We start from the raw sequence: 26,162 nt of genomic DNA on the forward strand, positions 1-26,162 counted from the left end.
CCGAGCGGCTGATCCAGGTCTGCGCCCGCGATGACGCCGAGGCGCTGGGGGTGATGGAGGACGCGCTGGCTTCCACTGGGGTCGCGGTGGTGCTGGGCGAGGTGGGGGCGGTGGACTTGACGGCGGGCCGGAGGCTGCAGCTGGCCTGCGAGAAGGCGGCGGCCACCGGACTGGTGATCCGCCGCAATCCGTTCGGGGCGGGGAGCGGCGGCAAGGCCCACGGCTCGGCCGCGGTCGCCCGCTGGCGGGTCGCGGCGGCGCCGAGCGCGCCCGAAGCCAACCTTTATGGCGAGGTCGTCGGCCTGGGCGCGCCGCGCTGGCGGGTGGAGCTGGAGTACTGCCGCGGCGGCCGGCCCGGGGCCTGGCTGTTCGAGCGACGGCCGTTTGAGGAAGACATCGATGGGACGCATCCTTTGCGCCTGGTCGCCGAACTGGGCGATCGACAACTGGCGCCGCCGCAACCCGTCCGCGCCGCAGGATAGGCCGTTCGCCCTGGTGGAGACCGCCCGGGGCGTGCGTCGGCTGGCGGCGGTGGACGAGGCCGCCCGCGCGCTGGGTCTATTCGCCGGTCAGAAGGCCGCCGACGCCGCGGCCCTGGTCCCCGAACTCGACAGCGCCGAGGACGAGCCCGCCGCCGACCTGGCCGCCCTGGAGGCGCTGGCCGACTGGTGCGTGCGATTCTCCCCGGCCGTGGCCCCCGATGCGCCGGACGGCCTGTTCCTCGACGTGGAGGGCGTGTCGCACCTGTGGGGCGGGGAGGGCGCGCTGATGGCCGACTTCCGCCACAGGCTGGGGCAGGGCGGGATCGGCGTCAGGTTGGCGCTCGCCGACACCCCTGGCGCGGCCTGGGCGCTGGCGCACCATGGCGTGGATGGGACGATCGCGGCTGAGGACGGACAGGCGCCGCTGCTGGTCCCGCTGCCGCCGGCGGCGCTGCGCCTGGAGCCGCAGGCCGCCGCCCAGATCGAGCGGCTGGGGCTGAAGCGCCTTGGTCAGTTGATGAAGATTCCCCGCGCGCCTCTGGGCCGTCGGTTTGGGGCCGCCACCCTGATGCGCCTGGATCAGGCGCTGGGCCGCGCGCGCGAGGCGCTGGCCTTCCGCCGCCCGGCGACCCCCTGGTTCCCGCGGCTGGCTTTCGCCGAGCCGATCAGCGCTCCGGAGGACATGGGACGGGTCAGCCGCGACATCCTGGAGGCGCTTTGCGCACGCCTGGACGACGCCGGCCAGGGCGCGCGGCGCTTCGAGATGGCCTTCCACCGGGTTGACGGACAGGCGCCTTCCTTAAGCGTCGGCCTGGCGTTTCCCGGGCGCGACGCGAGGCGCCTCGCACGCCTGTTCGCGCCGAAGCTGGAGACGGTCGACCCCGGCTTCGGGATCGAGGTGGTGACCCTGAGCGCCCTGGACGTGGAGCCGCTGGCGGGTCGGCAAAGATCTCTCAAGCCGTCATCCTCGGGCTCGTCCCGAGGACCCATGCACACGCAAGAGGCGGGAGAGGTTCCCTTCTCCCCATGCGGGAGAAGGTGGCCTGCGGATGCAGGCCGGATGAGGGGTCGAAAGCCCTCTCCGGTCAGGCTGCTGAACATCGAAGCTGAGGGTTCTGAGAGACCCCTCATCCGACCGCTTCGCGGCCACCTTCTCCCGCAAGGGGAGAAGGAGCCCGTTACGCCCACCTGGGACGACGGGTTCGACGAGGCGGAGCTGGCGCCGCTGGTCGACCGGCTGGCCAACCGGCTGGGCGAGGCGCGGGTGTGGAAATCGGCGGCCTTCGAAAGCCACGTGCCGGAACTGGCGTCGATACGCGTCCCGCCGCTGGCCGGCGCACCCCACGGCGGCTGGGACCCTGACCTGCCCAGGCCGCTTCGGCTGTTCCGCCGTCCCGAGGCGATCGAGGTCACCGCGCCGGTGCCCGACGACCCGCCGATCCAGTTCCGCTGGCGAGGCCGGGTGCACCGGGTGAGCCGTTCGGAAGGGCCGGAGCGGATCGCCGAGGAATGGTGGAAGGCCGCGCTCTCCGCCGCCTCTCCCGCCCATGTGCGCGACTACTACCGGGTGGAGGACCAGGAAGGCGGCCGCTTCTGGGTGTTCCGCGCCGGACTCTACGAAGCCGGCCAGCCCGCCCGCTGGTGGCTGCACGGCCTGTTCGGATAGGAGCTCAAATGAAACCCAAGATCAGCCTCATCACCTTCGGCGCGCACGACCTGGAACGGATGCTCGCCTTCTATCGGGACGGCCTGGGCTTCCCGCTGCACAACTATTCACCCGGCGATGACATGGTCATGTTTCGACTGGAGGGGACCTGGCTGGGGCTCTATCCGCGCGAAGCACTGGCGCAGGACGCCACCATACCGACCGAAGGCGCTGGATTCAGCGGTGTGGTGCTCGCCCACAACGCGCCTTCCAAGATTGATGTCGATCGCGTTTTCGCCCAGGCGCTCGCCGCCGGAGCGACCGCGGTCAAGATTCCCCAGGACGTCTTCTGGGGCGGCTATTCCAGCTATTTCGCCGATCCCGAGGGAAACCTCTGGGAGGTCGCCTTCAATCCGTTCACCGACCTGACCTGATCCATGGCCGCCTACGCCGAACTGCAGGCCGCCACCAACTTCTCGTTCCTGAGGGGGGCCTCGCATCCGTGGGAGCTGGTGACCACCGCCGAGGCGCTGGGGATCTCGGCCATCGGGATCACCGACCGCAACAGCCTGGCGGGCGTGGTGCGCGCCTGGTCGGCGATGAACGACCTGCGCGCCGGCGGGGCCAAGGTGCGGGCGCTGACCGGCTGCCGGTTGGACTTCGCCGACGGATCGCCCAGCCTGCTCTGCTATCCGTCCGACCGCGAGGCCTACGGGCGGCTGACCCGGCTGCTGACCCTGGGCCAGCGGCGGGCGAAGAAGGGCGGGTGTGAGCTCGCCTGGACCGATTTCCTGGACCACGCCGAGGGGCAGCTCTGCCTGGTGATTCCGCCCGCCCGATTGGACCAGGACTTCGAGGCGGGACTGGCGCGCATCGCCGGCGAGTTGAACGGGAACGTCTGGCTGGCGGCGGCGCGGGGCTATGGCGCGCGCGACGTGCAACGGCTGTCGCGGCTGGCGGGACTGGCGGCCTCCAGCGGCGCGCCGATGGCGGCGACCGGGGACGTGCTCTACCACGCCGCCGATCGGCGGCCGCTGCAGGACGTGCTGACCTGCATCCGCGAGAACTGCACGATCACCGAGGCCGGGCTGCGGCTGCAGGCCAACGCCGAACGGCGCCTGAAGCCTCCGCAGGAGATGGCGCGGCTGTTCGCGCGGTTCCCGGGCGCGCTGGAGCGCGGGCTGGAGATCGTCGAGCGCATCGGCTTCGACCTGTCGCAGCTCTCCTACGAATATCCCGACGAACCCGTCCCGCCCGGCAAGACCGCCATCCAGCACCTGCACGACCTGGCCTGGGAGGGCGCGGGCTGGCGCTATCCGAACGGCCCGCCTGGCAAGGTCCGAGACCTGCTGAACAAGGAACTGGCGCTGATCGAGAAGTTGGATTTCCCCAACTATTTCCTGACCGTCCACGACATCGTCCGCTGGGCGCGCAAGCAGGACATCCTGTGCCAGGGCCGGGGGTCGGCGGCCAACTCCTGCGTCTGCTTCTGCCTAGGGATCACCTCGGTGGACCCGACCAAGGAGGACCAGGACCTGCTGTTCTCGCGGTTCATCTCGGAGAAGCGGGGCGAGCCGCCGGACATCGACGTCGACTTCGAGCACGAGCGGCGCGAGGAGGTGATGCAGTATGTGTTCGACCGCTATGGGCGCCATCGCGCGGCGATCGTCGCCACCGTGATCCATTACCGTCCCCGCATGGCGATCCGCCAGGTGGGCAAGGCGCTGGGGCTGACCGAAGACGTCACCGCGGCGCTAGCGGGCACGGTGTGGGGCAGCTATGGCGACAGCGTGCCGGACGGCCATATCCGCCAAGCCGGGCTCGACCCCGACAACGAACAGATCCGCCGCGCCTGCACACTCGCCCAGGAGCTGCTGGGTTTCCCCCGCCATCTGTCGCAACACGTCGGCGGTTTCGTGCTGACCCAGCGGCGGCTGGACGAGACCGTGCCGATCGGCAATGCGGCGATGGCCGACCGAACCTTCATCGAGTGGGACAAGGACGACATCGACGCGCTGGGCCTGATGAAGGTCGACGTGCTGGCGCTGGGCATGCTGAGCGCGCTGAAGCGCAGCTTCGCCATGCTGCCGCCGCTGGACGACGGAACGCAGATCAGGGAGATCGCCGACGTCCCGCAGATGGTCCCGCAGGTCTACGATATGCTCTGCCACGCGGACTCGGTGGGCGTCTTCCAGGTGGAGAGCCGGGCGCAGATGTCGATGCTGCCCAGGCTGAAGCCCGCCAAGTTCTACGACTTGGTGATCGAGGTGGCGATCGTGCGGCCAGGCCCGATCCAGGGCGACATGGTGCACCCCTACCTGCGCCGCCGCGAAGGCAAGGAGCCGGTGGATTATCCACGGCCGGCGGCGGAATTCCCCCAGGACGAGCTGGAAGGCATCCTCAAGAAGACCCTGGGCGTGCCGCTGTTCCAGGAGCAGGCGATGCGCATCGCCATCGAGGCGGCGCAGTTTTCGGACAACGACGCCGATGGCCTGCGCCGCTCCATGGCCACCTTCCGCCACCTGGGCACGGTGGGTGAATACGGGGTGAGGTTCGTCAAGGGGATGGTCGCGCGCGGCTACGATCCCGAGTTCGCGGACCGCTGCTTCAAGCAGATCGAGGGGTTCGGCTCTTATGGCTTCCCCGAGAGCCACGCGATCAGCTTCGCCCTGCTGGTCTATGCCTCGGCCTGGGTGAAGTGGCGCTGGCCGGACGCCTTCTGCGCGGCGCTGCTGAACAGCCAGCCGATGGGTTTCTACCAGCCGGCGCAACTGGTGCGCGATGCGCGCGAGCATGGGGTGGAGGTGCGCGGGCCCGATGTGCTGGCCAGCGACTGGGACTGCACGCTGGAGCCGCCGACGCATGCGCATGAGAAGGGCTGGCGTGCGGTGCGGCTGGGCCTGCGGCAGATCAAGGGACTGAACCAGGAGGAGGCCAAGGCCCTGGTGAGCGCGCGCGAAGAGGGCGTGCGCGACCTCAACGCCCTGGCCCGGCGCGCCAAGCTGTCCAAACGTGCGCTGGAGCTCCTGGCCGAGGCCGATGCGTTCCGCTCCCTGGGGCTGGACCGGCGTCAGGCGCTGTGGGCGGTGAAGGGCATGGCGGGCGAGGCGCGGATCGAGAGCGACGCCCCCCTGCTGGCCGCCATGGGGGTGTCGGAAGAGGCGGTGGCGCTGCCGCTGATGAGCCTGCCGCAGCATGTGGCCGAGGACTACCGCACCACCAGCCTGTCGCTGCAGGCCCATCCTTGCAGCTTCTTCCGCGAGGACCTTGTGCGCATGGGGGCGGTCCCGGCCCAGGCGCTGAAGACGCTCAAGGACCGCCGCAGGATCACCGTCGGCGGGCTGGTGCTGGTGCGCCAGCGGCCGGGTACGGCCAAGGGCGTGGTGTTCCTGACCCTGGAAGACGAGACGGGCGTGGCCAACATCGTCGTGTGGCGCGACGCCTTCGAGCGGCATCGCCGGCTGGTGATGACCTCGGCCTTCCTGGTGGTGCACGGCCGGCTGCAGCGCGAGGGCGAGGTGGTCCACCTGGTCGCCGAACGCTTCGAGGACCTGTCGCAGCGGCTGAGTGAACTGCGCCGCGAGGACGACGCTGCCCCGGTGGCGGTGCGTTCCAAGGGCAGCGGCCGCCTGATCCGCAGCCGCGATTTCCATTGATTGGCGCCCGCTTCGCTCCTCCCCCGCTTTACGGGGGAGGAGCTTGAACGGTGTTAGAACCGCAGGGTGCGGGCTTCCTTGACGTGGGGGAGGCCCTGGATGCGGGAGAGCAGGTCCTCGCTGGGTTCCTGGTCGACGCCGACCAAGGCGATGGCGTCTTCTCCGGCGGAAACGCGACCCAGGTTGAAGGTGGCGATATTGACGCCGGCGTCGGCCAGGATGGCGCCCAGGTTGCCGATGAAGCCCGGCTTATCCAGGTTGTTGACGTAGAGCATGGTCGGGCCGAACGGCGCGTCCAGGTCCATGTCCTTGACCTCGACCACCCGCGGCGTGCCGGCCAGCACCGAACCGGCGAAGGAGCGGCGGCCCTTCTCGGTGGTCACCGTGATGCGCATCAGGCTCTCGTAGATCGGCGACTCGTCCTGGGTGGATTCCGAGACGGTGATGCCGCGTTCCTTGGCCACCGCCGGCGCGGAAACCATGTTGATCTCGGCCAGCATCGGTCGCATCACGCCGGCCAGCGACGCGGCGGTCAGCGGCTTGGTGTTGAGCTTGGCGATCTCGCCCTCGTAGGCGATGTCGATGGACTTGACGCCGAAGTCGACCATCTGGCCGGCGAAGGCGCCGAGCTTTTCGGCGAGCGCGATGAAGGGGGCCAGGCGCGGGGCTTCCTCGGCCGTGACCGAGGGGCTGTTCAGCGCGTTGGAGACCGCGCCGGTGAGCAGGTAGTCACTCATCTGCTCGGCGACCTGCAGGGCGACGTTCTCCTGGGCCTCGTTGGTGGAGGCGCCCAGGTGCGGGGTGGCGATGAAGTTCTCGGCCCCGAACAGCACATTGTCCTTGGCCGGTTCCTCAACGAACACGTCGAAGGCCGCGCCGCCCACATGGCCGCTGTCGAGCAGGGCGCGCAGGGCCTTTTCGTCGACCAGACCGCCGCGGGCGCAGTTGATGATCATCACGCCCTTCTTGGTCTTGCCCAGGTTCTCGGCCGACAGGATGTTGCGGGTCTTGTCGGTGAGCGGGGTGTGCAGGGTGATGGCGTCGGCGCGAGCCAGCAGCTGGTCCAGCTCGACCTTCTCGACGCCGATCTCCACCGCGCGGTCGGGGGAGAGGAACGGGTCGTAGGCGACGACGCGCATCTTCAGGCCCAGCGCGCGGTCGGCGACGATGGAGCCGATGTTGCCGGCGCCGATCAGGCCCAGCGTCTTGCCGAACAGCTCCACGCCCATGAAACGGTTCTTCTCCCACTTGCCGGCTTGGGTGGAGACGTCCGCGGCGGGGAGCTGGCGGGCGAGGGCGAACAGCAGGGCGATGGCGTGCTCGGCGGTGGTGATCGAGTTGCCGAACGGGGTGTTCATGACCACCACGCCGGCGGCGGTGGCGGCGGGGATGTCGACGTTGTCGACGCCGATGCCGGCGCGGCCGACGACCTTGAGGTTCTTGGCGGCGGCCAGCACGTCCTTGTCGGCCTTGGTCGCCGAACGCACGGCCAGACCATCATAATCGCCGATGATCTTGAGCAGCTCGTCCTTGGTCAGGCCGGTCTTCACGTCGGCGTCGACGCCACGTTGCTTGAAGATGTCGACGGCGGCGGGGGACAGTTTGTCGGCGATGAGTACGCGGGGCATGGGAATCTCCATTGGGAGAGACCCTCCCCGCGCGGCGGCGGAGAGGGGTTGTTCAAAGAGGGAAGGCCTTGAGCGGGCGGCGGTGACGCCGGACGCGCGTCAGGCGGCTTGGAACTGGTCCTGGGCGAGGCTCGCGAAAGCCCAGTCGAGCCAGGGCGTCAGCGCCACGATGTCGGCGGTCTCTACGGTCGCGCCGCACCAGATGCGCAGGCCGGGAGGCGCATCGCGGTAACCGCCCACGTCGAGGGCGGCGCCTTCCTTTTCCAGCACCGCGGCCAGCTTCTTGGCGAAGTCGGCCTGGGCGTCGGCGGAAAGGCCGGTGACGCGCGGATCGACGACCTTCAGGCACACCGAGGTGTTGGACCGGGTCGCCGGATCGGCGGCTAGGAACTCCACCCAGGCAGTCTTGTCGACCCAGGCGGCGAGGGCGCCGAGATTGGCGTCGGCCCGGCGGCGCATCTCCGGCAGGCCGCCGATCGAGGCGGCCCAGCCCATGGAATCCAGTGCGTCCTCGACGCAGAGCATCGACGGCGTGTTGATGGTCGCGCCTTCGAACAGATCGAGGGTGACCTTGCCGCCTTTGGTCATGCGGAACAGCTTGGGCATCGGCCAGGCGGGCGTGTAGCTCTCCAGCCGTTCGACGGCGCGGGGACCCAGGATCAGCACGCCGTGCGCGCCTTCTCCGCCCAGCGCCTTCTGCCAGGAGAAGGTGACCACATCGAGCTTGGCCCAGTCGAGCGCCTGGGCGAAGGCCGCGCTGGTGGCGTCGCAGATGACGATGCCTTCGCGGTCGGCGGCGATGAAGTCGGCGTTCGGCACGCGCACGCCGGAGGTGGTGCCGTTCCAGGTGAACACCAGGTCGGCGTCCTTGCGGACCTTGGTGAGGTCGGGGAGCTCGCCGTACGGCGCTTCCAACGGCTCGGCCGGAAGCTTCAGTTGCTTGACGACGTCCGTCACCCAGTCCTTGCCGAAGCTCTCGAAGGCCAGGAGCTGCACCGGGCGCGGGCCCAGCATCGACCACATGGCCATCTCGACCGCGCCGGTGTCGGAGCCGGGCACGATGCCGATCAGGTGGGTGTCGGGAACCTGAAGCAGTTCGCGCGTCGCCTGGATGGCGGCCTGCAGGCGACCTTTTCCGAGCTTGGAGCGATGCGAGCGCCCCAGGACCGCGTTCTTAAGATTTTCAGGGGTCCATCCGGGGCGCTTGGCGCACGGGCCGGAGGAAAATTCGGGTCTCAACGGCCGTGTGGCCGGCTTTGCAAGAGTCGTCATAGCGATGTCTCCCATCCTTGCAGATGAGCGGCGCCCCGTTGGGAGGGCGTGGCCCGGCGCGCAGAAGCCTGCATTCGCCCCGTCATGCAAGGAAAAACTGCGTGGAGCCCGCGCCGGCGAGCGGTCAGTGCGCGGAGGCGCCCGAGGCGCCGAGGACCGGTACGATAGACTTCTTGTGATGGCGCCAGGCGACCAGGGTGCCAGCTAGAATGCAGGCGATGATGCCGGCGGTATTGGCGTTGTTGACCACCGCGAAGAAGCGATCGTGGGGCTTGGTCGCCACCAGATAGAAGGCGTGCAGACTGAATTGCACGGCCTGGAGCATCATCGAGCCGCCCAGCCACAGGCTGCCGTAGCGCAGGGCGACCAGCAGGAAGCCCACGGCCAGGAAAGCGTCATTGCACAGGTGGGCCACCTGCTCGTGCGCATCGGGGAGGATGAGGTCGATCGCCTGGCCAATCAGGGCGACGCCCAGGACCAAGCCGGCGCCCACCCGCTCAGGCGGGCCGCCACGTAGAAAGGCCAGGCCGCACACCACCAGGGTGACCACCATGCCCACGTACGGAAGGAAGGGACTAAACATGCATTGCGCCTCTAACTCGCATTAGAGGCGCAACACCGTTAAGTTATCGCAACTAAAACCGAAGTGGGTTTAGCCGACGTCGCGAAGGGTGGCCGGAGCCTGAACGTCGCGCAGGGCCAGACCCTTGTCGGTGTCCCAGCCGTCCATCTTCGTGCGGATGCCGAGGCGGAGCTTCACTTCGGCGAGTTCGTTGTGCACGCCGACCATGGCGGTGCGGGCTTCGCCCAACGCCTTGATCGCATCGACCAGCTTCGCGGTCGCTTCGTCGCCCAGAACGAGCGAAACGTGAACGTCTTTACGCGCCTTGAGCATTTCGCTCATGAATTCAGCGGCTTCAGCCAGGGCGCCATCAACAGCATTCTCAGTCGCGAACAGCTTGTTCGCCACGCGCTGAGCAACAAACACCTTTTCCATACGCAGACCCCTATTCGTTAACACAATATAGAGGAAGGTAAACGACTAGTTAAGGTTAGTCTATGGTTAACGGGCGAGAAAAGTGCGACATGTACGCGCACAGGTTGATCTGTGTCAAAATGGCAACGGGCATGGAAGCGAAGCGTTAGTACAAACAGCGGTATGCGGAGCGCTTGAGTGGGGAAAAGGCGCCCATGAGCGATACTCCGACCGCGCGCGGTTCGGCCCATCACGCCACCTTCCATGCGCGCGTCGCTGGGGTCGGGCTGATCACCACCATGGTGGTGCTGATCGCCGCTTGCCTGACCTTCATGGTCCAGCAGTGGGCGGTGGCGCGTGAGCAGAGCCATATCGGCGCCCAGTCCCTGGCCCAGATCGCCGCCGCGGCGGCCGCGCCCGCCGTACTCGCCAACGACCACCAAGCCGCGCGCACCCCGCTGACGGCGCTGGGCGCCTCTCACAACGTGGTTTCGGTGCGTCTGCTCGACGTCAACGGCAAGACCATCGCCTCCTACCTTCGCCCCGACGCCAATGTCGCCGGCAAGGACACGGACGTCGTGCGCGCGCCCGTGCGCATGGGCGCTGACAATCTGGGCGAGATCGTCGTCACTTCCCGCGCGCCGGAACTGGGCGCGATGCTGCCGCAGTTCATGGCGCTGACCGCGGCGCTGTTCTTCGGCGGCGTGGGTGTCGCCCTGTTCCTCGCCCGCGGCATGGCGCATCGGGTGATCGCACCCGTGGAGCGGCTGTCGGACGCCATGCGCCAAGTCGCCGCCGACGGCAGCTTCGAGCCGGTGGACGTCAAGGCCCAGGACCAGCTGTTCCGCAGTCTGACGGCCAGCTTCAACCACCTTCTGGGCAAGCTCGGAGAGCGCGAGCAGGACCTGAAGGCGGCGATGCAGGACCTGACCGAGGCGCGCGACGCCGCCAACGCCGCCAACGTGCTGAAGACCCAATTCCTGGCCAACATGAGCCACGAGATCCGCACCCCGCTGAACGGCGTGCTGGCCATGGCCGAAGTCATGTCGATGAGTGAGCTTGCGCCCATTCAGCGCGAGCGCCTGGACGTGATCCGCCAATCCGGCAGCCTGTTGCTGGCCGTCCTGAACGACGTGCTCGACCTGTCGAAGATCGAGGCCGGCAAGCTGACCCTGCTGGTCGACGACTTCGAGCTGGACCGTGCGCTCACCCCCACCCGCGGCGCGTTCGGCGCCATGGCCAACGCCAAGGGGCTGGATTTCAGCGTCACCGTGGCGCCCGAGGCTCAGGGGTGGTGGCGTGGCGACGCCGACCGCTTGCGCCAGATCGCCGGCAACCTGCTGTCCAACGCGGTCAAGTTCACCTCGCATGGTTCGGTCTCGGGCCTGTTCGACCTCAACCCGCAGACCGGCGGCCTACGCTTCACCGTGCGCGACACCGGCGTCGGCATCTCCGGCGACAAGCAGTCGGGGCTGTTCGAGAAGTTCACCCAGGCCGACAACTCGGCGACGCGCCGCTTCGGCGGCACGGGCCTGGGCCTGGCCATCTGCCGCGAGCTGACCCAGATGATGGGCGGCACGATTACGGTCGAAAGCGCCGAGGGCAAGGGTTCGGTGTTCGTCGTCGAGCTGCCGCTGGAACGCGGCGAGGCGGTCGAGGACGCGGTGATCGAGAACGTCTCGACATCCGACGACGGCGCGCTGCGCCTGCTCGCCGCCGAGGACAACGCCACGAACCAGCAGGTGCTGGCCGCGGTGATGGGTTCCCTGGGCATCGAGATCGACATCGTCGCCGATGGCCAGCAGGCTGTGGAGGCCTGGCGGGTCGGAACCTACGACCTGATCCTCATGGACATCCAGATGCCGGTGATGGACGGCATCGACGCGGCGCGCGCGATCCGCACCATCGAGCGCACATCGAAGCGCAAGCGCACCCCGATCGTGGCGCTGACCGCCAATGCGCTGAGCCACCAGGTCGAGGAATACCTCGCCGCCGGCATGGACGGCCACGTGCCAAAACCCATCGAGATCGCCAAGCTGTACGAAGCGATCAGCCGCGCCCTGAACGACGCAGCCACCGGCGCCGCCAACGCGGCCTAGAGCTGTCGCCGCCCATCCGCCAACCTGAACGGCGCACAACGAGCGGCTCAGGATGGTGTCATCCTGAACATGGTCTTCTTCCCATCAACGCGGCCGATAGTGGCTGCGCAGCGCAAAGCTTGGCCAGAACCAAGCCCCGCGCCAACGGGTTTGATGGACGTCTCAAGGCTCTTTCGAAGAGCGGGGACGGCCGAAGAAGAGGACAGGACCAATGAAAAAGCTGATGTCTTTTGGCCTGGTCGCGGTCTCGGCGCTGACGCTGAGCGCGACGGCGGCCAGCGCCCAACCGTACGGCGGCCGCTACGACAACGACCGCGGCTATGACCAACGGCTTTCGTATGGGGAGCGCTGGGACGGTGACCGCGGCTGGCGCGACGACCGTGGCGGCTGGATGAACATCAACGCCCGCCAGGCGCAGCTCGACAACCGCATCGATCGCGGCGTGCGCCAGGGGCGTCTGACCCGCGCCGAAGCCCAGCGCCTGCGCGCCGAGTTCTATCAGATCGCCCGTCTGGAGAACCGCTATCGCGCCGGCGGGCTGTCGAACTGGGAACGCGCCGATCTGGATCGCCGGTTCGACCGGCTGAGCGCCCAGATCCGCTACGAAGGCCGCGATAACGACTACGGCCATGGCTACGGTCGCGACTACCGCCGCTAAGGCCTGATCTGAGCAACGAACGGGGGCGGTCCGATGAGGGCCGCCCCTTTTTCATCATGGTCGAGACAGGGCCGATCAGGGTCCAATGCGCAGGCGGCTATCGAGGACGGTGAACGCCCCGCCGCGCAGCAGCACGCGCTCGCCGCGATGCTCGCACAGCAGGTCGCCGCCGCGCCCGGGATAGGCCTGGTGGAATCTGAGCGACGGGCGCCCAAGCTTGTCCGCATAGAGCGGCGCCAGGATGCAGTGGAGCGACCCTGTGGCGGGGTCCTCGGCGATGCCCGAACCTGGCGCGAAGAAGCGGCTGACCACGTCGTAGGGCGCGCCGGCGTCCGGCAGGGCGCAAACGCCGACATTGCCGCGGCCCTGGGTGGCGGCCGACGATATGACCTTCAAGCGCGCGCCATCGGGGTTGAGGGCTCGCACCTCAGCCTCGTTGGCCATCACCGCGACCAGGAACTGCGCGGCCCAGACCTCCTGCGGCTCCGCGCCTAACGCTTCGGCGAGGCCTTGGGGCGGATCAATGCGCCTGGGGGCCATGGCCGGGAAATCCATCTCGTAGAGCTCTCCCAGTTCGCGCGCCTGGCGCACGCTCAGCGGGCCGGAGAGGGTGTCGAAGGTGACGGTTTCAGTTTCCAGCGCCAGTTCGCTCAGCAGCACGTGGGCGCTGGCCAGCGTCGCGTGTCCGCACAGCGGCACCTCGAGCGCCGGGGTGAACCAGCGCAGCTTGAATCGCGCAGGATCATCGGTCTTCAGCAGGAAGGCGGTCTCGGCCTGGTTGTTCTCGGCGGCCAGGCGCTGCATCCAGGCGTCGGTGGGCCACTTCAGCATCGGCTCGACCACGCAGGCGGGATTGCCGCGGAACGGGGCGGCGGCGAAGGCGTCGACGGTCCACTGGCGCATCGGAGATCTCCTTGCAGGGTCAGTCGGTGACCCGGGCTTCGGGCCAGCGGGCGATGACGCTCGCGGCCGTACGCGCGAAGCCGTTGGTCGCGCGCGTCGGATTGGGACGCAGGCGAAGGGCGAACAGGTCCTCCAGGCCGAAGGGGGCCAGGATGGTCAGGGTGTCGTCGTGCTCCAACCGTGCGCCGACCGCGAACGCGGTGGTGGTGAAGCGCGTCAACGCATGCGCGCTGTCATGGAGGGGGGCGTAGGGCTCGGCGAACTTGCCCTCGAACCACTGGTGCACGCGGGCTTGGTTGCGGACCTCGACCAGCTCGCGCAGCGGTGGCGCGAAGGCCTCCGCGACCCGGCGGATCACCGCATCCTCGGCTTCGTATGAGGTGTCAGGGTCGAAGTAGCCGAGGTCGTAGTCCTTGACCCCATAGTCGGGGGCGCGGCCGGTCAGGTGGTTGAACACCGGCTGGTAGATCGCGCCGGAGAACACCAGCCAGTCCGGCAGGGCGAGATCACGGGCGGTCCGCAACACCTGCATCAGCCCCGGCGTGGCGCGCAGGATAGCCTCCAGCCTGGCGGTCAGGGGATCGCTCATCGCCGGTCCCGCAGCGGCCAGCCGTGATCCAGCGGCCCGTGCCCTGCGCCAAGGCCTGGTGCGCGAACGATCGCCTCCTGAACGTAACCCCAGGCGCGCGCGACCGCCTCGACCAGGGGCAGGCCCTGGGCGAGACCCGTCGCGCAGGCCGAGGCCAGCGTGCAGCCGGTGCCGTGGGTGTGGCGGGTGTCGATACGTTCGACTTCAAAGGCGGTCTCGCCCTGCGGCGTCAACAGGAGATCGACGACCTGATCGCCGGGGACGTGCCCACCCTTCATCAGCACGGCGCGGGCGCCCAGGCCCAGCAGCGCCTCACCGGCGCGGCGCATGTCGTCGAGAGTCTCGACTCCGATCCCCGTCAGGGCGGCGGCCTCCGGCGCATTGGGGGTCAGCAGGGCGGCGCGGGGGATCATCAGGCTCCGCACAGCGCCGATCGCGGCGTCCGCCAGCAGCGACGCGCCGCCCTTGGCGATCATCACCGGATCGACCACGGCGGGAGCCGCGGCGTAGTCGAGGATGGCGGCCACGGCCTCGACAGTGGCCGCGTCGCCCAGCATGCCGGTCTTCAGCGCGTCGGCGCCGATGTCGTCCAGCACCGCGCGGGCCTGGGCGTCGATGACCGCCAGCGGGATCGGGTGCACGCCGCTGACGCCCAGGGTGTTCTGCACGGTGATCGCGGTGATCGCGGTCGCCGCATAGCCGCCCAGCATGGTGACGGCCTTGATGTCGGCCTGCACGCCCGCCCCGCCGCCGGAGTCGGAGCCGGCGATGATCAGGACGCGGCCAAGGGAGTTCGCCATCAATGGCGATTAGCGCGCCGCCACGCATGCGCCAAGCGCAGGCTTTCAGTCCAGCCGCGCATCCTCGATCGCCTGCCAGACCGCCAGCGCCTGAACCGTCTCGGCGACGTCGTGGACGCGGACGGCGGCGACGCCGGCCGCAGCGCCAGCCAGCGCGGTGGCGATCGAGCCCCCCAGCCGCTTGTCGGGTGACGCGCCGGCCGGGTCGATGGCGGCGATGAAGCGCTTGCGGCTGGCGCCCAGCAGCACCGGGAAGCCCAGCGCGACGAGTCGGTCGAGGCCGGCCAGCAGCGGCAGGTTGTGCCGCGTGGTGTGTTTGCCGAAGCCTACGCCGGGGTCGAGCCAGATGCGTTCGCGGGCGACGCCAGCGGCCATCGCCGCCTCGGCGCGGGCCGCCAGCATGGCGGCCACCTCGACGGCGACATCGTCATATTGCGGGTCCTGCTGCATCGTGCGCGGGTTTCCCTGCATGTGCATCAACACCACCTCGCAGCCGAGGTCTGCGGCGAGGGAGAGGCTCTCGCTGTCGTAGCCCAGGGCCGAGACGTCGTTCCAGATGTGCGCGCCGGCGGCGGTCGCGGCGCGGGCGATGGCGGGCTTCATGGTGTCGATGCTGATCGCTATCGGGCTTTCGGCGCGGATCGCCGCAATCAGCGGGACGACGCGGTCGATCTCCTGGGCGGCCTCGACCGGCGCCGCGCCGGGGCGGGTGGACTCGCCGCCGATGTCGAGGATGTCGGCCCCATCGGCGATAAGCCGCCGGGCGTGGGCCAGGGCGTCAGCCGGCGTGAAATGCCGGCCGCCGTCGGAGAAGCTGTCGGGCGTCACATTGACGACGCCCATCACCTTCACGCGGCGGGTCTCGGAGCTCAGCGTCAAGCGTCTGGAGTCAGGCCGGTTCGGGATCGGGTCGGGGCGAGATCGGCACGGCGACCGCGGGGCCGGTCGGGCGCTTGGTCTCGGCCTCGGTGCGGATCGGCTGCACGCCCTTCATGACGCCGATGATCTCGTCGCCAGACAGGGTCTCGTACTCAAGCAGCGCCTTGGCCACCGCGTGCAGGTCGTCGATCCGCTCGGTGATGATCCGGCGCGCCTCGTCCATGCCGCCCTGGACCAGGCGCCGGACCTCGACGTCGATCTTCTGGGCGGTGTCTTCCGACACGTTCTGGGTGCGCGCCACCGAGTGGCCGAGGAACACCTCTTCCTGGTTGTCGCCATAGGAGATCGGGCCCAGCACGTCGGAGAAGCCCCAGCGGGTGACCATGTTGCGGGCCAGGCCCGTGGCGGCCTGGATGTCGCTGGACGCGCCGGAGGTCACCTTGTCCTTGCCGAAGATCAGCTCCTCGGCGACGCGGCCGGCCATCATGATCGCCAGGCGCGAGATCATCTGCTGGTAGTCCATGGAGTAGCGGTCGCCTTCGGGCAGCTGCATCACCATGCCCAGCGCGCGGCCGCGCGGGATGATCGTCGCCTTGTGCACCGGGTCGGCCGAGGGCACCGACAGCGCCACCAGGGCGTGGCCGCCCTCGTGGTAGGCGGTGTTGCGCTTCTCGTCCTCGCTCATGGCCATGGACTTGCGCTCGGCGCCCATCATGACCTTGTCCTTGGCGTCCTCGAAGTCGCGCATCATCACCATGCGGCGGTTCTTGCGCGCGGCCATCAGGGCGGCCTCGTTGACCAGGTTGGCGAGGTCGGCGCCGGAGAAGCCGGGCGTGCCGCGGGCGATGGTCTTGACCTCGACGTCGGCGGCCAGCGGCACGTTCTTCATGTGCACGCGCAGGATCCGTTCGCGGCCGTTCACGTCGGGATTCGGCACCACGACCTGGCGGTCGAAGCGGCCCGGGCGCAACAGCGCGGGGTCCAGAACGTCGGGACGGTTGGTGGCGGCGATCAGGATGATGCCTTCGTTGGCCTCGAAGCCGTCCATCTCGACGAGAAGCTGGTTCAGCGTCTGCTCGCGCTCGTCGTTGCCGCCGCCCAGGCCCGCGCCGCGGTGACGGCCGACGGCGTCGATTTCATCGATGAAGATGATGCAGGGCGCGTTCTTCTTGGCCTGCTCGAACATGTCGCGCACGCGGCTGGCGGCGACGCCCACGAACATCTCCACGAAGTCGGAGCCGGAGATGGTGAAGAACGGCACGCCGGCCTCGCCCGCGATGGCGCGGGCCAGCAGCGTCTTGCCGGTGCCGGGAGGGCCGATCAGCAGCGCGCCTTTCGGGATCTTGCCGCCCAGGCGCTGGAATTTCTGCGGGTCCTTCAGGAAGTCGACGATCTCGGTCAGCTCTTCCTTGGCCTCGTCGACCCCGGCCACGTCGTCGAAGGTGACGCGGTTCTTGTCCTCGGTGAGCAGGCGGGCCTTGGACTTGCCGAAGCCCATGGCGCCGCGGGCGCCGCCCTGCATCTGGCGCATGAAGAAGATCCACACCCCGACCAGCAGCAGGATCGGCAGGCTGTTCAGCAGGAAGCCCAGCAGGCCGCCATTGCTCGGCGGCTTCACATGGATGTCCGCGCCCTGGCTCTCCAGGCGCTTGACCAGCTCTTCCTGATTGTTCGGCGTAATGGCGGTGTAGGCCTTGTTGGCCTGGTCGTGGACCTCGACGGTGGAGCCGCGGATCACCGCGGTCTTCACCTCGCCGGAGTTCACCCGCGTCATCAGCTGCGAATAGCTGATCTCGCTCGCGCCAGCCGCGTGGCCGCCGCCGGTCATCATGCTGTAGAGGCCGATCAGGACGACGACGATGACGCCCCAGATGACGAGATTGCGCAGGTTCATGATCGTTCGAGATCCGTCTCGATAAGGTCCGCAGGCCACAAGATAGGGGACCGCACGCCCTTTCACCAGCAAGCCGCATGCCTGCGCAACGGAAGATCGCGCCAGAGTGCGGCGAACGCGGGGCCAAAAACGCGAAAAAGCCGAGCGGTCGCCCGCCCGGCCTTTCGTGCAGTCCGCGACTGGAAGCCCTGGCCTAGCGGCCGACGGGTTTCTTCGGCGCGGGGATCAGGCCTTCGCGCTGAGCGCGCTTGCGGGCCAGCTTGCGCGCCCGGCGCACGGCTTCAGCCTTCTGGCGAGCGCGCTTCTCGGACGGCTTTTCGTAATGGACGTGGCGCTTCATCTCGCGGAACGAGCCTTCGCGCTGCATCTTCTTCTTCAGCGCCTTCAAGGCTTGGTCGACGTTGTTGTCGCGCACGAAAATCTGAACCAGGACCCGCTCTCCTATTCGTCGCCCACGCTCGACCCTGAGACGGTGAGCAGCAGAATTGTGTTGGCCGAAGGAACACGCCTCCGGATGCAAGCCGCGGCAGATAACAGAACGACCCGCCCATGTCCACGGCGACGGCCGGCTCTGCACGCTTTAGGATGAACCGATGAGCGAGACCCTGGATGCGGCGCCGCAAGGTGCGGAGGATTGGGCGGCAGGCGCCGAGCGCCGAGTCCTGGACGCGGCCTTGACCCTCGCGCCGACAAGCGGCTGGAGCCAGGCGACGTTGCTGGCGGCCGGGCGCGCGGCGGGGCTGAGCGAGGCCGATGTGGGCCTGCTGATGCCCCGGGGGCCGGCGGATCTCGCCGCCCTGCTGTCGCGCCGCCACGACGCGGCGGGCCTGGCGGCGCTGGCCGACATCGACCCTCTGGCCTTGAAGATCCGCGAGCGTATTGCGCGGGCGGTGGAGGCGCGCATCGATGCGGCGTTCGCTGACGAGGCGGCGTTGCGCCGCTGGGCCGGGTTCCTGGCGCTGCCGGGCCATGCCGCGCTGGGGTTGCGACTGGGCTGGGAGAGCGCCGACGCGCTGTGGCGCTGGGCGGGCGACGTCGCCGCAGACGAGAACCACTATTCGAAGCGCGCGATCCTGGCCTCGATCCTCACCGGCGCGCTGGCGGTGCGCCTGCAGAGCGGTCGCGAGGCGGCCGAGGCGTTCGTCGCGCGGCGCATCGATAACGTCATGGCCTTCGAGAAGTGGAAGGCGACGACGCGGTTCCGGCCCAGCGCGGCGCTGGACAGCGCGGCGCGGCTGCTGGGACGGCTGCGCTACCGATAGGCGCGCACCCTTCAGCGGAACTGGCCGGTCTCCTCATAGGCCAGCAGCATGTCGATGCGTCGCTGGTGGCGCGGGGCCTGGCTCCAGGGCGTCGTCAGGAAGGCCTCGAGGATTGCGACGGCCTCGCCTGCGCTGTGCATGCGTGCGCCCACGGCGACGACGTTGGCGTTGTTGTGCTGACGCGCGAGCGCGGCCGTCTCTACGCTCCAGGCCAGAGCCGCGCGGGCGCCTCTGACCTTGTTGGCGGCGATCTGCTCGCCGTTGCCCGAGCCGCCGATCACGATCGCCAGCGATTCCGGCTCGGCCACCGCCGCGGCCGCTGCGGCGGCGCAGAACGGCGGGTAGTCATCCTCGGCGTCGTAGGCGTAGGCGCCATGGTCCACCGGCTCGTACCCGTTGGCCGACAGCCAGGCGACGAGGTGGGTCTTGAGCTCGAAGCCGGCGTGGTCGGCGGCGACGTGCACACGCATGGCGGCGGCTACTTGCCCTGCCAGACGGGCTTGCGCTTCTGGAGGAAGGCCGCGACCGCCTCGCCGTGGTCGGCGGTGTTGCTCAGCATCACCTGCTGGCGGTCCTCGATGGCCATGGCGGCCTCGATGCCCGAGGCGTCGATGTTGAGGTTGAGCGCATCCTTGGTGAGCCGCAGGCCCATGGGCGCGGCCAGCAGCATGTCGTCGGCTAGCGCAAGGCCGGCGTCCAGCAGCGCGTCGGGCTCGACGATATCGCTGATCAGCCCGACCTTGAGCGCGCGCTCGGCCTGGATGAAGCGACCCGACAGCAGCAGTTCGGAGGCCACGGAATGGCCGACCAACCGGGGCAGGAAGTAGCTGGAGCCCATGTCGGCGCCGCCCAGGCCGATGCGGATGAAGGCGGCGTTCATGCGCATGTCCGGGGTCGCATAGCGGACGTCGGCGGCGAGCGCGAGCGACATGCCGCCCCCCGCCGCGGCCCCTTGCACCAGGCAGATCACCGGTTGCGGACAGGTGCGCATCATCCGCATGATCCGGCCGATCCGCCGCTGCATATAGAGGGCGTTGGCGACGGAAGGCTCGGACGAGAAATCGCCCCAGCCTTTCAGGTCTAGGCCGGCGCAGAAGGCGCGGCCGGCGGCGCGCAGCACGACGACGCGGATGTCGTTGTTCTCCTGCAGGCCTTGCCAGTAGGCGAGCAGCGCCTCGACCAGGTCAGGGTTCAGGGCGTTCAGCGCATCGGGGCGGTTGAGGGTGACGATCTCGACGTCGCCACGACGTTCGACCTGCAAAACGTCTGATCCCGACATCGCCCGCGCCCTTGTTCCTGGTGTCGTTGAAGTGGGCTCAAGCACCATGGAACCGCAGGCCGATCAAGCGGGGCTCAGCGCTCAAGTCGCCCGTCGCTGAGCGCAGCGATCTCGAACGGGAAGAGGACGTCGGGATCGGGGGCGTCGAGCTCCTTGCCGATCGAGGCCGGCGCGAGGGTGCGCACCAGGTGGCGGATGATGTTCAGCCGCGCGGTCTTCTTGTGGTCCGAGCGGACGCAGATCCACGGCGCGGCGGCGGTGTGGGTGCGCTTCAGCATCTCGTCGCGGGCGCCGGTGTAGGCGTCCCAGCGGCTCTGCGCCGCCTCGTCGAGGGGGCTCGACTTCAGCGCCTTCAACGGCTCGTCCTTGCGTTCGGCCAGCCGTTTGGCCTGTTCCTTCTTGGACACGTCCAGCCACAGCTTGACCAGCTTCAGGCCGTCGCCGACCAGCAGCGCCTCATGGTGCGGAATGTCGCGGAGGAAGGCCTCGTGCTGCTCGGGTGTGCAGAAGCCCATCACCGGTTCGACGCCGCCGCGGTTGTACCAGGAGCGGTGGAAGATCACCGTCTCGCCGGCCGCCGGCAGGTGGGGGATGTAGCGCTGCAAGTACCACTGGCCCTGCTCGCGCTCGGTGGGCTTGGCCAGCGCGATCACCCGGGTGTTGCGCACCGACAGGTGCTCGGTGACCGCGCGGATGGTGCCGTCCTTGCCGGCCGCGTCGCGGCCCTCGAGGATGATCAGCGCCCGTTCACCCTGCGCCATGGCGTGCTGCTGATAGTGCACCAGGGCGAGCTGGTGGCGTTCGAGTTCGCGCTGGTCGTCGTCCGAATTCTTGCTCATGGGACGAGCCTAGGCCGCCGGGGCGCCGCGCGCCAAGCAAACGCTGCGCCGGCTTGCAGGCGCGCGCAGCGTCTGGGACGCTGGCGCGATGATCCGACTGTTCGTGCAAGACCCCCTCTCGGCCGGCGCCGCCCTGGCGTTGGGGCCGGAGCAGAGCCGCTATCTCTCCTCGGTCATGCGGCGCGGCGTCGGCGACCAGGTGGTGCTGTTCAACGGCCGCGACGGGGAATGGCTGGCGGCGCTGGCCGAGGTCGGCAAGCGCGGGGTCAAGCTGGAGGTGCTGTCGCTGGCGCGGCCCCAGGCGAGCGGTCCCGACCTCGATCTGGTGGTGGCGCTGGTCAAGCGGCCGCGCCTGGAGGTGATCGTCGAGAAGGCGGCAGAGCTGGGCGCACGGCGCGTGCGGCTGGCGCTCACCGAACGGACCAACGCCGACCGCGCCAACGTCGGGCGGTTGCAGGCGATCGCCGCCGAGGCCGCGGAACAGACCGGCCGACTGGACGTGCCGCAGGTGTGCGAGCCGCTGCGGCTCGACAAGCTGCTGGACGGCTGGGAGGCGGGGCGCAGGCTGCTTTTCTGCGACGAGGCCGGCGACGCCAGGCCGGTGCTGGAGGCGTTGCGCCAGACCGCTGACGAGGGTCCCTGGGCGATCCTGATCGGACCGGAAGGCGGCTTCTCGCCATCTGAGCACGACCGGCTGCGGGCGCTGCCGTATGCGACGCCGGCCAGCCTGGGGCCGCGCATCCTGCGGGCCGACACCGCGGCGATCAGCGCGCTGACGCTCTGGCAGGCGGCGCGCGGTGATTGGCGGACCTGAGCGCGCCGGGATTGCCACCACCCGAGCGAAGAGCATAAATGCCCGCGCCGCGGGAGGCCTCGCCCGGGACGGTGTTGCGAAACGGGTGGGGAGTTATACGCATGGGCGAAGTCGTCTGCGACGATCGGCCTTTGGTCTTTGAGGACCTCGTCCGCTGGTTCGAGGTCGGCTCCAAGCCCGCCGCCCAGTGGCGCGTCGGCGCCGAGCACGAGAAGTTCCCGTTCCGACTCCAGAGCCACGATGCAGTGGCTTACGAGGGCGCGGGCATCAAGGCGTTGATGGAAGGCCTGCAGCGCTTCGGCTGGACCGGCGTCTTCGAGGCGTCGGACGCCGGGCCGGTGTTGATCGGCCTGGAGCGGGACGGCGCCAACGTCAGCCTGGAGCCCGGCGGCCAGTTCGAACTCTCCGGCGCGCCGCTGCAGACGATGCACGAGATCCGCCGCGAGACCGAAGGCCATCTCGACGAGGCCAAGACCGTGGCCGCAGAGCTCGGGATCGGCTTCCTGGCGCTCGGCTTCACGCCGCTGTGGCGTCGCGACCAAGTCCCGGTGATGCCCAAGGGCCGATACGCGATCATGCGCGCCTACATGCCCAAGGTCGGCGGCAAGGGCCTGGACATGATGTTCCGCACCTGCACCGTGCAGGCCAATCTGGATTTCGGCTCCGAAGCCGACATGGTGGCCAAGTTCCGCACCAGCCTGGCGCTGCAGCCAATCGCCACCGCCCTGTTCGCCAATTCGCCGTTCAAGGAAGGCCGGCCGACCGGCCTGCTGTCCAGCCGCGCCGACGTATGGACAGACACCGACCCTGACCGCACCGGCATGCTGGACTTCGTGTTCCAGGACGGCTTCGGCTTCGAGAGCTACGCCCGCTACGCGCTGGACGTGCCGATGTACTTCGCCAAGCGCAAGGACCGTTATGTGGACCTGTCGGGGCGTTCGTTCCGCAAGTTCATGGATGGCGACTTGGCCGAGTTACCGGGCGAGCGCCCGACGCTGAAGGACTGGGCCGACCACACCACCACCATCTTTCCCGAGGTGCGGCTGAAGCAGTACCTGGAGATGCGGGGCGCCGACAGCGGCCCGGCGCCGATGCTGCATGCGCTGCCGGCGCTGTGGACCGGGATCTTCTACGATTCGGCGGCGCTGGCCGCGGCCTGGGACCTCTGTAAGGGTTGGACGACGGAGCAGCACAACGCCCTGCGCGCCGACGTGGCCCGGCGCGGGATGAAGGCCGAGATCGCCGGTCGCACGGTGCAGGCGGTGGCGAAGGACCTGCTGGCTATCGCGCGCGAAGGTCTGGCCCGCCGCGCCCGCCTGGAGGCCGGCGTCGATGAGACGATCTACTTGGCTCCCCTTGACGAGATCGCCGACAGCGGCCTGACCCAGGCCGACCGTCAGCTCGAGCTGTTCCACGGCGCCTGGAATGGCGATGCGTCCAAGGCCTTCGACGACTGGCGCTACTAAGGATAGCGAGCGCCGCTCCTCCCCCGCTGCGCAGGGGAGGAGCGAGGCGCGTCCTCGATGACCTGGAGGCCGCTCACACCCCTTCGGGTCGGGAGACGTCGTCCTTGGGCGTCCAGTGTTCGCGCTGGCTGTGGCCGTCGCCGGCGTCGGTGTGCTGGACCACGGCGTCGACGTCGACGCCCGCCGCGCGAGGGTTCACCTGAGCCTCTTCGACCGCATAGACTTCGACCTTGTCCGGATAGAAGGCCAGCCGCTCGCGGATGGACTCCATGGCTGGGAAGGGCTCTTCGTAGGTCCACACGGCGTTCTCGCCGAAATGGCCGTCCATCAGCACGGTGTAGTACGACGCGTCACCCTTGTAGGGGCAGTGGGTGCTGCGGTCGGTGCGCGACATGTAGGCCATGTCGACGTCGGCCCGGGGGAAGTAGACGACCGGCGGGTAGCTCGCCTCCTTGAGGATCAGGGCGTCGCCGGTGTCGGCGATCACATGCCCTTGGAACCGGGCGCGCCATCGCTTGCCCGCAGGGGTGATGGTGATCGGGTGGTCGGGGCCGGGGGTCAGCATGGGCTCAAGTCCTCCTGAGGGGCTAACGCGTCATTCGAGCTAACGTTCTGGCGAGCTAACGTTCCGGGCGGGGCTTCGGGCGAAGCGCCGCCCTGAGGCTCGCTTGTGCTTGTTTCGGACGCATGGTCTTCTCCGCCGCTGCGGGGCCGGGGCGCCACGCGGACAGTTCGGGATCGCCAATGCTCATCGTCATCCTCGGGATCGTCATCACCCTGGCGACCGGCATCCCGGTGCTCCTGCAACTGCTGAAGAACCATCCGCGCGGACTGATCATACTGTTCTTCGCCGAGATGTGGGAGCGCTTCTCCTACTATGGCATGCGCGGCATCCTGATCTTCTACCTGACCCAGCATCTGCTGTTCGACGACGCCACAGCCAATGCGCAGTACGGGTCGTATACCTCGCTGGTCTATCTGCTGCCGCTGCTCGGCGGGGTGCTGGCCGACCGCTACCTCGGCACCCGCAAGGCGGTGGCGTTCGGCGCCCTGTTGCTGGTCGCCGGCCACCTGACCATGGCCTATGAGGGCCGCCCGGCCGACCAGACCCTGCGCTACGAAGGCCAGAGCTACGCGATCGCCGCCGAAGGCCGCATGGATGCGCGCGACGTCCACCTGATCGTGGGCGGCCAGCCCTATGCGTTCTCCGCGGCCGAGGGCGGCGGGCTGGAGATCGAGGGATTGCCGGCTGACGCGGCGCTGCCCGCGGTGCTGCCGGCCGGCTCCTACACGATGGGCAAGACCGTCGACCGCAACGGGGTCAACGCCTTCTATCTGGCGGTGTCGCTGATCATCATGGGCGTGGGCTTCCTGAAGCCCAACATCTCGACGATCGTCGGCCAGCTCTATCCGCAGGGCGATCCCCGGCGGGATTCCGGCTTCACCCTCTATTACTACGGCATCAACCTGGGGGCCTTCTGGGCCTCGATACTGTGCGGGGCGCTGGGCCAGTACGTCGGCTGGTGGGCCGGCTTCGGACTGGCCGGCGTCGGCATGCTGGCCGGGTTCATCGTCTTTGTGCTCGGCAAGAAGCACCTGGAAGGCCACGGCGAGCCTCCGCATCCGGAGCTGCTGGCCAAGCCCGTCCTGGGGCCGGTCAATCGCGAATGGCTGATCTACCTCGCGGGTCTCGCCGGCGTCGGCGGGGTGTGGCTGCTGGTGCAGCGTAACGACCTGGTGGGCATCGGCCTGATCGCCAGCACGCTAATCTCGCTGGCGTTCGTCATCGGCTTCCTGATCTTCAAGTGCGACCGCATCGAGCGTGAGCGGATGATGCTGGCCATGGTGCTGATCTTCGGCGCGGTGGTGTTCTTCACCCTGTTCGAGCAGGCCGGCACCTCGCTCAACCTGTTCGCGGCGCGCAACGTCGATCTGGGCGGGATGACGGCGTCCCAGACCCAGTCGTTCAACGCCGGCTTCATCCTGATCTTCGCGCCGGTGTTCGCCGCGGCCTGGGCCTGGCTGGGCCAGCGCGGACGCGACCCCGACCCGGTGCTGAAGTTCGGCCTGGCGCTGATCCAGGTCGGCCTGGGCTTCATGGTGGTGGTGTGGGGCGCTGGCATGGCCGACAGCGACTACCGCGTGCCGCTGGTTCTGCTGGGCTTGCTCTATCTGCTGCACACCACCGGTGAGCTGTTCCTGTCGCCGGTGGGCCTGTCGCAGATCACCAAGCTGTCCGTGGCCTCGCTGGTCTCGTTCATGATGGCGATCTGGTTCCTGTCGTCGTCCATCGCGCAATATGTCGGCGGGCTGATCGCCGGCATGGCCGGAGCCGAGACGGTCGGCGGCCAGGTGCTGGACCCCGCCGCGGCGCTGGCCTCGTCGGTCAAGGTGTTCGCCATGCTGGGCTGGTGGGGCATGGGCTTCGGCGTCGCCTTCATCGTGCTCAGCTTCTTCATCAAGGGCTGGTCGCACGGCGCCAACGACACCCACGGCGGCGCCCAGCCCGAGCCGATCGCCCCGGTGCTGGACGGCGAGCGTCAGGCCGTGAGTCCCGCCGCGATCCGCGCCGACCGCGAGGGGTAACCCCCGCGGCTAGAGGCTGGTGCCGCCGACGGTCAGGCCGGTGATCTTCAGCGACGGCTGGCCGACGCCGACCGGCACGCTCTGGCCGCCCTTGCCGCAGACGCCGATGCCGGGGTCGAAACCGAAGTCGTCGCCGATCATCGTCACCCGCGTCAGACAGGACGGGCCGTCGCCGATCAGGGTCGCGCCCTTGACCGGCGTGGTCACCTTGCCGTCCTCGATCAGGTAGGCCTCTGTGCACTGGAAGACAAACTTGCCGTTGGTGATGTCCACCTGACCGCCGCCGAAGTTGGCGCAGTAGAGGCCACGCTTGGTGGAGGCGATCATCTCCTCGCGCGGTGTGTCGCCGCCGAGCATGCCGGTGTTGGTCATCCGCGGCATGGGCATGTGGGCGTAGGATTGGCGCCGCGCGTTGCCGGTGGGCTGCAGGCCCAT

At 68.9% G+C, this 26,162-nt stretch carries 24 protein-coding genes and 1 pseudogene; 10 read left to right on the forward strand and 15 right to left on the reverse strand.

What is annotated here, in order from left to right:
- From Q8M88_RS05535 to Q8M88_RS05550, 4 genes and pseudogenes are all read left to right on the forward strand, one after another.
- A pseudogene (locus Q8M88_RS05535) lies at window positions 1-482 on the forward strand (protein imuA); the annotation flags it as partial.
- A complete protein-coding gene (locus Q8M88_RS05540; RefSeq protein ID WP_371132636.1) occupies window positions 400-2,148 on the forward strand; it encodes a DUF6504 family protein in 1,749 nt (582 codons plus the stop codon). The pseudogene Q8M88_RS05535 and the gene Q8M88_RS05540, both read left to right, overlap by 83 nt.
- Before the next feature lie 8 nt (window positions 2,149-2,156).
- Window positions 2,157-2,561: a VOC family protein gene (locus Q8M88_RS05545; RefSeq protein ID WP_305595247.1), complete on the forward strand. Its 405-nt coding sequence runs from the start codon at window positions 2,157-2,159 to the stop codon at window positions 2,559-2,561.
- A 3-nt stretch (window positions 2,562-2,564) separates the two neighbouring features.
- Window positions 2,565-5,783 carry an error-prone DNA polymerase gene (locus Q8M88_RS05550; RefSeq protein ID WP_305595248.1) on the forward strand — a complete coding sequence of 1,073 codons (3,219 nt, stop codon included), beginning with the start codon at window positions 2,565-2,567 and terminating at the stop codon, window positions 5,781-5,783.
- 53 nt (window positions 5,784-5,836) lie between these two features.
- Here the strand turns inward: Q8M88_RS05550 and serA are convergent, their stop codons facing one another.
- The 4 genes from serA to Q8M88_RS05570 all read right to left on the reverse strand — a co-directional run bounded on the left by serA (window position 5,837) and on the right by Q8M88_RS05570 (window position 9,680).
- Window positions 5,837-7,417 (reverse strand): phosphoglycerate dehydrogenase, encoded by a 1,581-nt coding sequence (gene serA, locus Q8M88_RS05555; RefSeq protein ID WP_305595268.1) that lies wholly within the window; start codon window positions 7,415-7,417, stop codon window positions 5,837-5,839.
- Between the two features lie 93 nt (window positions 7,418-7,510).
- Window positions 7,511-8,683, reverse strand: coding sequence for a phosphoserine transaminase (locus Q8M88_RS05560; RefSeq protein WP_305595249.1), 1,173 nt, complete (start codon window positions 8,681-8,683; stop codon window positions 7,511-7,513).
- 124 nt (window positions 8,684-8,807) lie between these two features.
- Entirely contained in the window at window positions 8,808-9,266 is a 459-nt protein-coding gene (locus Q8M88_RS05565) for a hypothetical protein (protein ID WP_305595250.1), read from the reverse strand.
- A gap of 69 nt (window positions 9,267-9,335) precedes the next feature.
- Entirely contained in the window at window positions 9,336-9,680 is a 345-nt protein-coding gene (locus Q8M88_RS05570) for a hypothetical protein (protein ID WP_305595251.1), read from the reverse strand.
- Window positions 9,681-9,874: 194 nt separating this feature from the next.
- Between Q8M88_RS05570 and Q8M88_RS05575 the strand changes: the two genes are divergently transcribed.
- Entirely contained in the window at window positions 9,875-11,758 is a 1,884-nt protein-coding gene (locus Q8M88_RS05575; protein WP_305595252.1) for an ATP-binding protein, read from the forward strand.
- Window positions 11,759-11,969: 211 nt separating this feature from the next.
- On the forward strand, window positions 11,970-12,416 hold the full coding sequence (locus Q8M88_RS05580) for a hypothetical protein (RefSeq protein ID WP_305595253.1): 447 nt from the start codon (window positions 11,970-11,972) through the stop codon (window positions 12,414-12,416).
- Between the two features lie 75 nt (window positions 12,417-12,491).
- Here Q8M88_RS05580 and Q8M88_RS05585 read toward each other — a convergent pair whose 3' ends face one another.
- The 6 genes from Q8M88_RS05585 to rpsU all read right to left on the reverse strand — a co-directional run bounded on the left by Q8M88_RS05585 (window position 12,492) and on the right by rpsU (window position 17,911).
- A complete protein-coding gene (locus tag Q8M88_RS05585; RefSeq protein ID WP_305595254.1) occupies window positions 12,492-13,319 on the reverse strand; it encodes a PhzF family phenazine biosynthesis protein in 828 nt (275 codons plus the stop codon).
- Between the two features lie 19 nt (window positions 13,320-13,338).
- Window positions 13,339-13,908 (reverse strand): nucleotidyltransferase family protein, encoded by a 570-nt coding sequence (locus Q8M88_RS05590; protein ID WP_305595255.1) that lies wholly within the window; start codon window positions 13,906-13,908, stop codon window positions 13,339-13,341.
- A complete protein-coding gene (gene thiD, locus Q8M88_RS05595; protein WP_305595256.1) occupies window positions 13,905-14,708 on the reverse strand; it encodes a bifunctional hydroxymethylpyrimidine kinase/phosphomethylpyrimidine kinase in 804 nt (267 codons plus the stop codon). Before thiD ends, Q8M88_RS05590 begins: the two co-directional genes overlap by 4 nt.
- Window positions 14,709-14,753: 45 nt before the next feature.
- Complete coding sequence (gene folP / locus Q8M88_RS05600) at window positions 14,754-15,551, reverse strand: dihydropteroate synthase (protein WP_305595269.1); 798 nt, start codon at window positions 15,549-15,551, stop codon at window positions 14,754-14,756.
- Window positions 15,552-15,597: 46 nt separating this feature from the next.
- Window positions 15,598-17,481 carry an ATP-dependent zinc metalloprotease FtsH gene (gene ftsH / locus Q8M88_RS05605; protein WP_305595257.1) on the reverse strand — a complete coding sequence of 628 codons (1,884 nt, stop codon included), beginning with the start codon at window positions 17,479-17,481 and terminating at the stop codon, window positions 15,598-15,600.
- Window positions 17,482-17,674: 193 nt separating this feature from the next.
- Entirely contained in the window at window positions 17,675-17,911 is a 237-nt protein-coding gene (gene rpsU / locus Q8M88_RS05610; protein WP_305595270.1) for a 30S ribosomal protein S21, read from the reverse strand.
- Between the two features lie 163 nt (window positions 17,912-18,074).
- Here rpsU and Q8M88_RS05615 point away from each other — a divergent pair, with 163 nt between their 5' ends.
- Window positions 18,075-18,743 carry a COQ9 family protein gene (locus tag Q8M88_RS05615; RefSeq protein ID WP_305595258.1) on the forward strand — a complete coding sequence of 223 codons (669 nt, stop codon included), beginning with the start codon at window positions 18,075-18,077 and terminating at the stop codon, window positions 18,741-18,743.
- Between the two features lie 11 nt (window positions 18,744-18,754).
- On the opposite strand, the gene Q8M88_RS05620 is transcribed toward Q8M88_RS05615, so the two are convergent.
- The 3 genes from Q8M88_RS05620 to ppk2 form a co-directional block, all read right to left on the reverse strand.
- Window positions 18,755-19,213 carry a ribose-5-phosphate isomerase gene (locus Q8M88_RS05620; protein WP_305595259.1) on the reverse strand — a complete coding sequence of 153 codons (459 nt, stop codon included), beginning with the start codon at window positions 19,211-19,213 and terminating at the stop codon, window positions 18,755-18,757.
- An 8-nt stretch (window positions 19,214-19,221) separates the two neighbouring features.
- Window positions 19,222-20,022, reverse strand: a complete 801-nt coding sequence (locus tag Q8M88_RS05625) for an enoyl-CoA hydratase/isomerase family protein (protein ID WP_305595260.1) — start codon at window positions 20,020-20,022, stop codon at window positions 19,222-19,224.
- Between the two features lie 74 nt (window positions 20,023-20,096).
- Complete coding sequence (gene ppk2 / locus Q8M88_RS05630; RefSeq protein WP_305595261.1) at window positions 20,097-20,861, reverse strand: polyphosphate kinase 2; 765 nt, start codon at window positions 20,859-20,861, stop codon at window positions 20,097-20,099.
- 88 nt (window positions 20,862-20,949) lie between these two features.
- Between ppk2 and Q8M88_RS05635 the strand changes: the two genes are divergently transcribed.
- Together Q8M88_RS05635 and Q8M88_RS05640 are read left to right on the forward strand one after the other, a co-directional pair.
- Window positions 20,950-21,675 (forward strand): 16S rRNA (uracil(1498)-N(3))-methyltransferase, encoded by a 726-nt coding sequence (locus tag Q8M88_RS05635; protein WP_305595262.1) that lies wholly within the window; start codon window positions 20,950-20,952, stop codon window positions 21,673-21,675.
- 101 nt (window positions 21,676-21,776) lie between these two features.
- Complete coding sequence (locus tag Q8M88_RS05640) at window positions 21,777-23,141, forward strand: glutamate--cysteine ligase (RefSeq protein WP_305595263.1); 1,365 nt, start codon at window positions 21,777-21,779, stop codon at window positions 23,139-23,141.
- Between the two features lie 73 nt (window positions 23,142-23,214).
- Here Q8M88_RS05640 and Q8M88_RS05645 read toward each other — a convergent pair whose 3' ends face one another.
- Entirely contained in the window at window positions 23,215-23,706 is a 492-nt protein-coding gene (locus Q8M88_RS05645) for a DUF427 domain-containing protein (protein ID WP_305595264.1), read from the reverse strand.
- Window positions 23,707-23,885: 179 nt separating this feature from the next.
- Here Q8M88_RS05645 and Q8M88_RS05650 point away from each other — a divergent pair, with 179 nt between their 5' ends.
- Entirely contained in the window at window positions 23,886-25,727 is a 1,842-nt protein-coding gene (locus tag Q8M88_RS05650) for a peptide MFS transporter (RefSeq protein ID WP_305595265.1), read from the forward strand.
- Between the two features lie 9 nt (window positions 25,728-25,736).
- Here the strand turns inward: Q8M88_RS05650 and Q8M88_RS05655 are convergent.
- Window positions 25,737-26,162, reverse strand: a 426-nt coding sequence (locus Q8M88_RS05655; protein WP_305595266.1) for a metallopeptidase TldD-related protein, incomplete at its 5' end; no start/stop codon positions are given.

Source organism: Phenylobacterium sp. (genome assembly GCF_030693805.1).
Classification (GTDB): Bacteria; Pseudomonadota; Alphaproteobacteria; order Caulobacterales; family Caulobacteraceae; genus Phenylobacterium.

Bases quoted from the DNA above. Each gene is read 5' to 3' on its own strand.
- Q8M88_RS05635 (WP_305595262.1), top strand. From the start codon at position 20,950: ATGATCCGACTGTTCGTGCAAGACCCCCTCTCGGCCGGCGCCGCCCTG.
- Q8M88_RS05585 (WP_305595254.1), bottom strand. From the start codon at position 13,319: ATGCGCCAGTGGACCGTCGACGCCTTCGCCGCCGCCCCGTTCCGCGGC.
- Q8M88_RS05580 (WP_305595253.1), top strand. From the start codon at position 11,970: ATGAAAAAGCTGATGTCTTTTGGCCTGGTCGCGGTCTCGGCGCTGACG.
- Q8M88_RS05650 (WP_305595265.1), top strand. From the start codon at position 23,886: ATGCTCATCGTCATCCTCGGGATCGTCATCACCCTGGCGACCGGCATC.
- Q8M88_RS05620 (WP_305595259.1), bottom strand. From the start codon at position 19,213: ATGCGTGTGCACGTCGCCGCCGACCACGCCGGCTTCGAGCTCAAGACC.
- Q8M88_RS05550 (WP_305595248.1), top strand. From the start codon at position 2,565: ATGGCCGCCTACGCCGAACTGCAGGCCGCCACCAACTTCTCGTTCCTG.
- folP (WP_305595269.1), bottom strand. From the start codon at position 15,551: ATGGGCGTCGTCAATGTGACGCCCGACAGCTTCTCCGACGGCGGCCGG.
- Q8M88_RS05560 (WP_305595249.1), bottom strand. From the start codon at position 8,683: ATGACGACTCTTGCAAAGCCGGCCACACGGCCGTTGAGACCCGAATTT.
- ftsH (WP_305595257.1), bottom strand. From the start codon at position 17,481: ATGAACCTGCGCAATCTCGTCATCTGGGGCGTCATCGTCGTCGTCCTG.
- Q8M88_RS05590 (WP_305595255.1), bottom strand. From the start codon at position 13,908: ATGAGCGATCCCCTGACCGCCAGGCTGGAGGCTATCCTGCGCGCCACG.
- Q8M88_RS05540 (WP_371132636.1), top strand. From the start codon at position 400: ATGGGACGCATCCTTTGCGCCTGGTCGCCGAACTGGGCGATCGACAAC.
- thiD (WP_305595256.1), bottom strand. From the start codon at position 14,708: ATGGCGAACTCCCTTGGCCGCGTCCTGATCATCGCCGGCTCCGACTCC.
- ppk2 (WP_305595261.1), bottom strand. From the start codon at position 20,861: ATGAGCAAGAATTCGGACGACGACCAGCGCGAACTCGAACGCCACCAG.
- Q8M88_RS05615 (WP_305595258.1), top strand. From the start codon at position 18,075: ATGAGCGAGACCCTGGATGCGGCGCCGCAAGGTGCGGAGGATTGGGCG.
- Q8M88_RS05565 (WP_305595250.1), bottom strand. From the start codon at position 9,266: ATGTTTAGTCCCTTCCTTCCGTACGTGGGCATGGTGGTCACCCTGGTG.
- Q8M88_RS05545 (WP_305595247.1), top strand. From the start codon at position 2,157: ATGAAACCCAAGATCAGCCTCATCACCTTCGGCGCGCACGACCTGGAA.
- Q8M88_RS05575 (WP_305595252.1), top strand. From the start codon at position 9,875: ATGAGCGATACTCCGACCGCGCGCGGTTCGGCCCATCACGCCACCTTC.
- Q8M88_RS05570 (WP_305595251.1), bottom strand. From the start codon at position 9,680: ATGGAAAAGGTGTTTGTTGCTCAGCGCGTGGCGAACAAGCTGTTCGCG.
- Q8M88_RS05640 (WP_305595263.1), top strand. From the start codon at position 21,777: ATGGGCGAAGTCGTCTGCGACGATCGGCCTTTGGTCTTTGAGGACCTC.
- Q8M88_RS05645 (WP_305595264.1), bottom strand. From the start codon at position 23,706: ATGCTGACCCCCGGCCCCGACCACCCGATCACCATCACCCCTGCGGGC.
- Q8M88_RS05625 (WP_305595260.1), bottom strand. From the start codon at position 20,022: ATGTCGGGATCAGACGTTTTGCAGGTCGAACGTCGTGGCGACGTCGAG.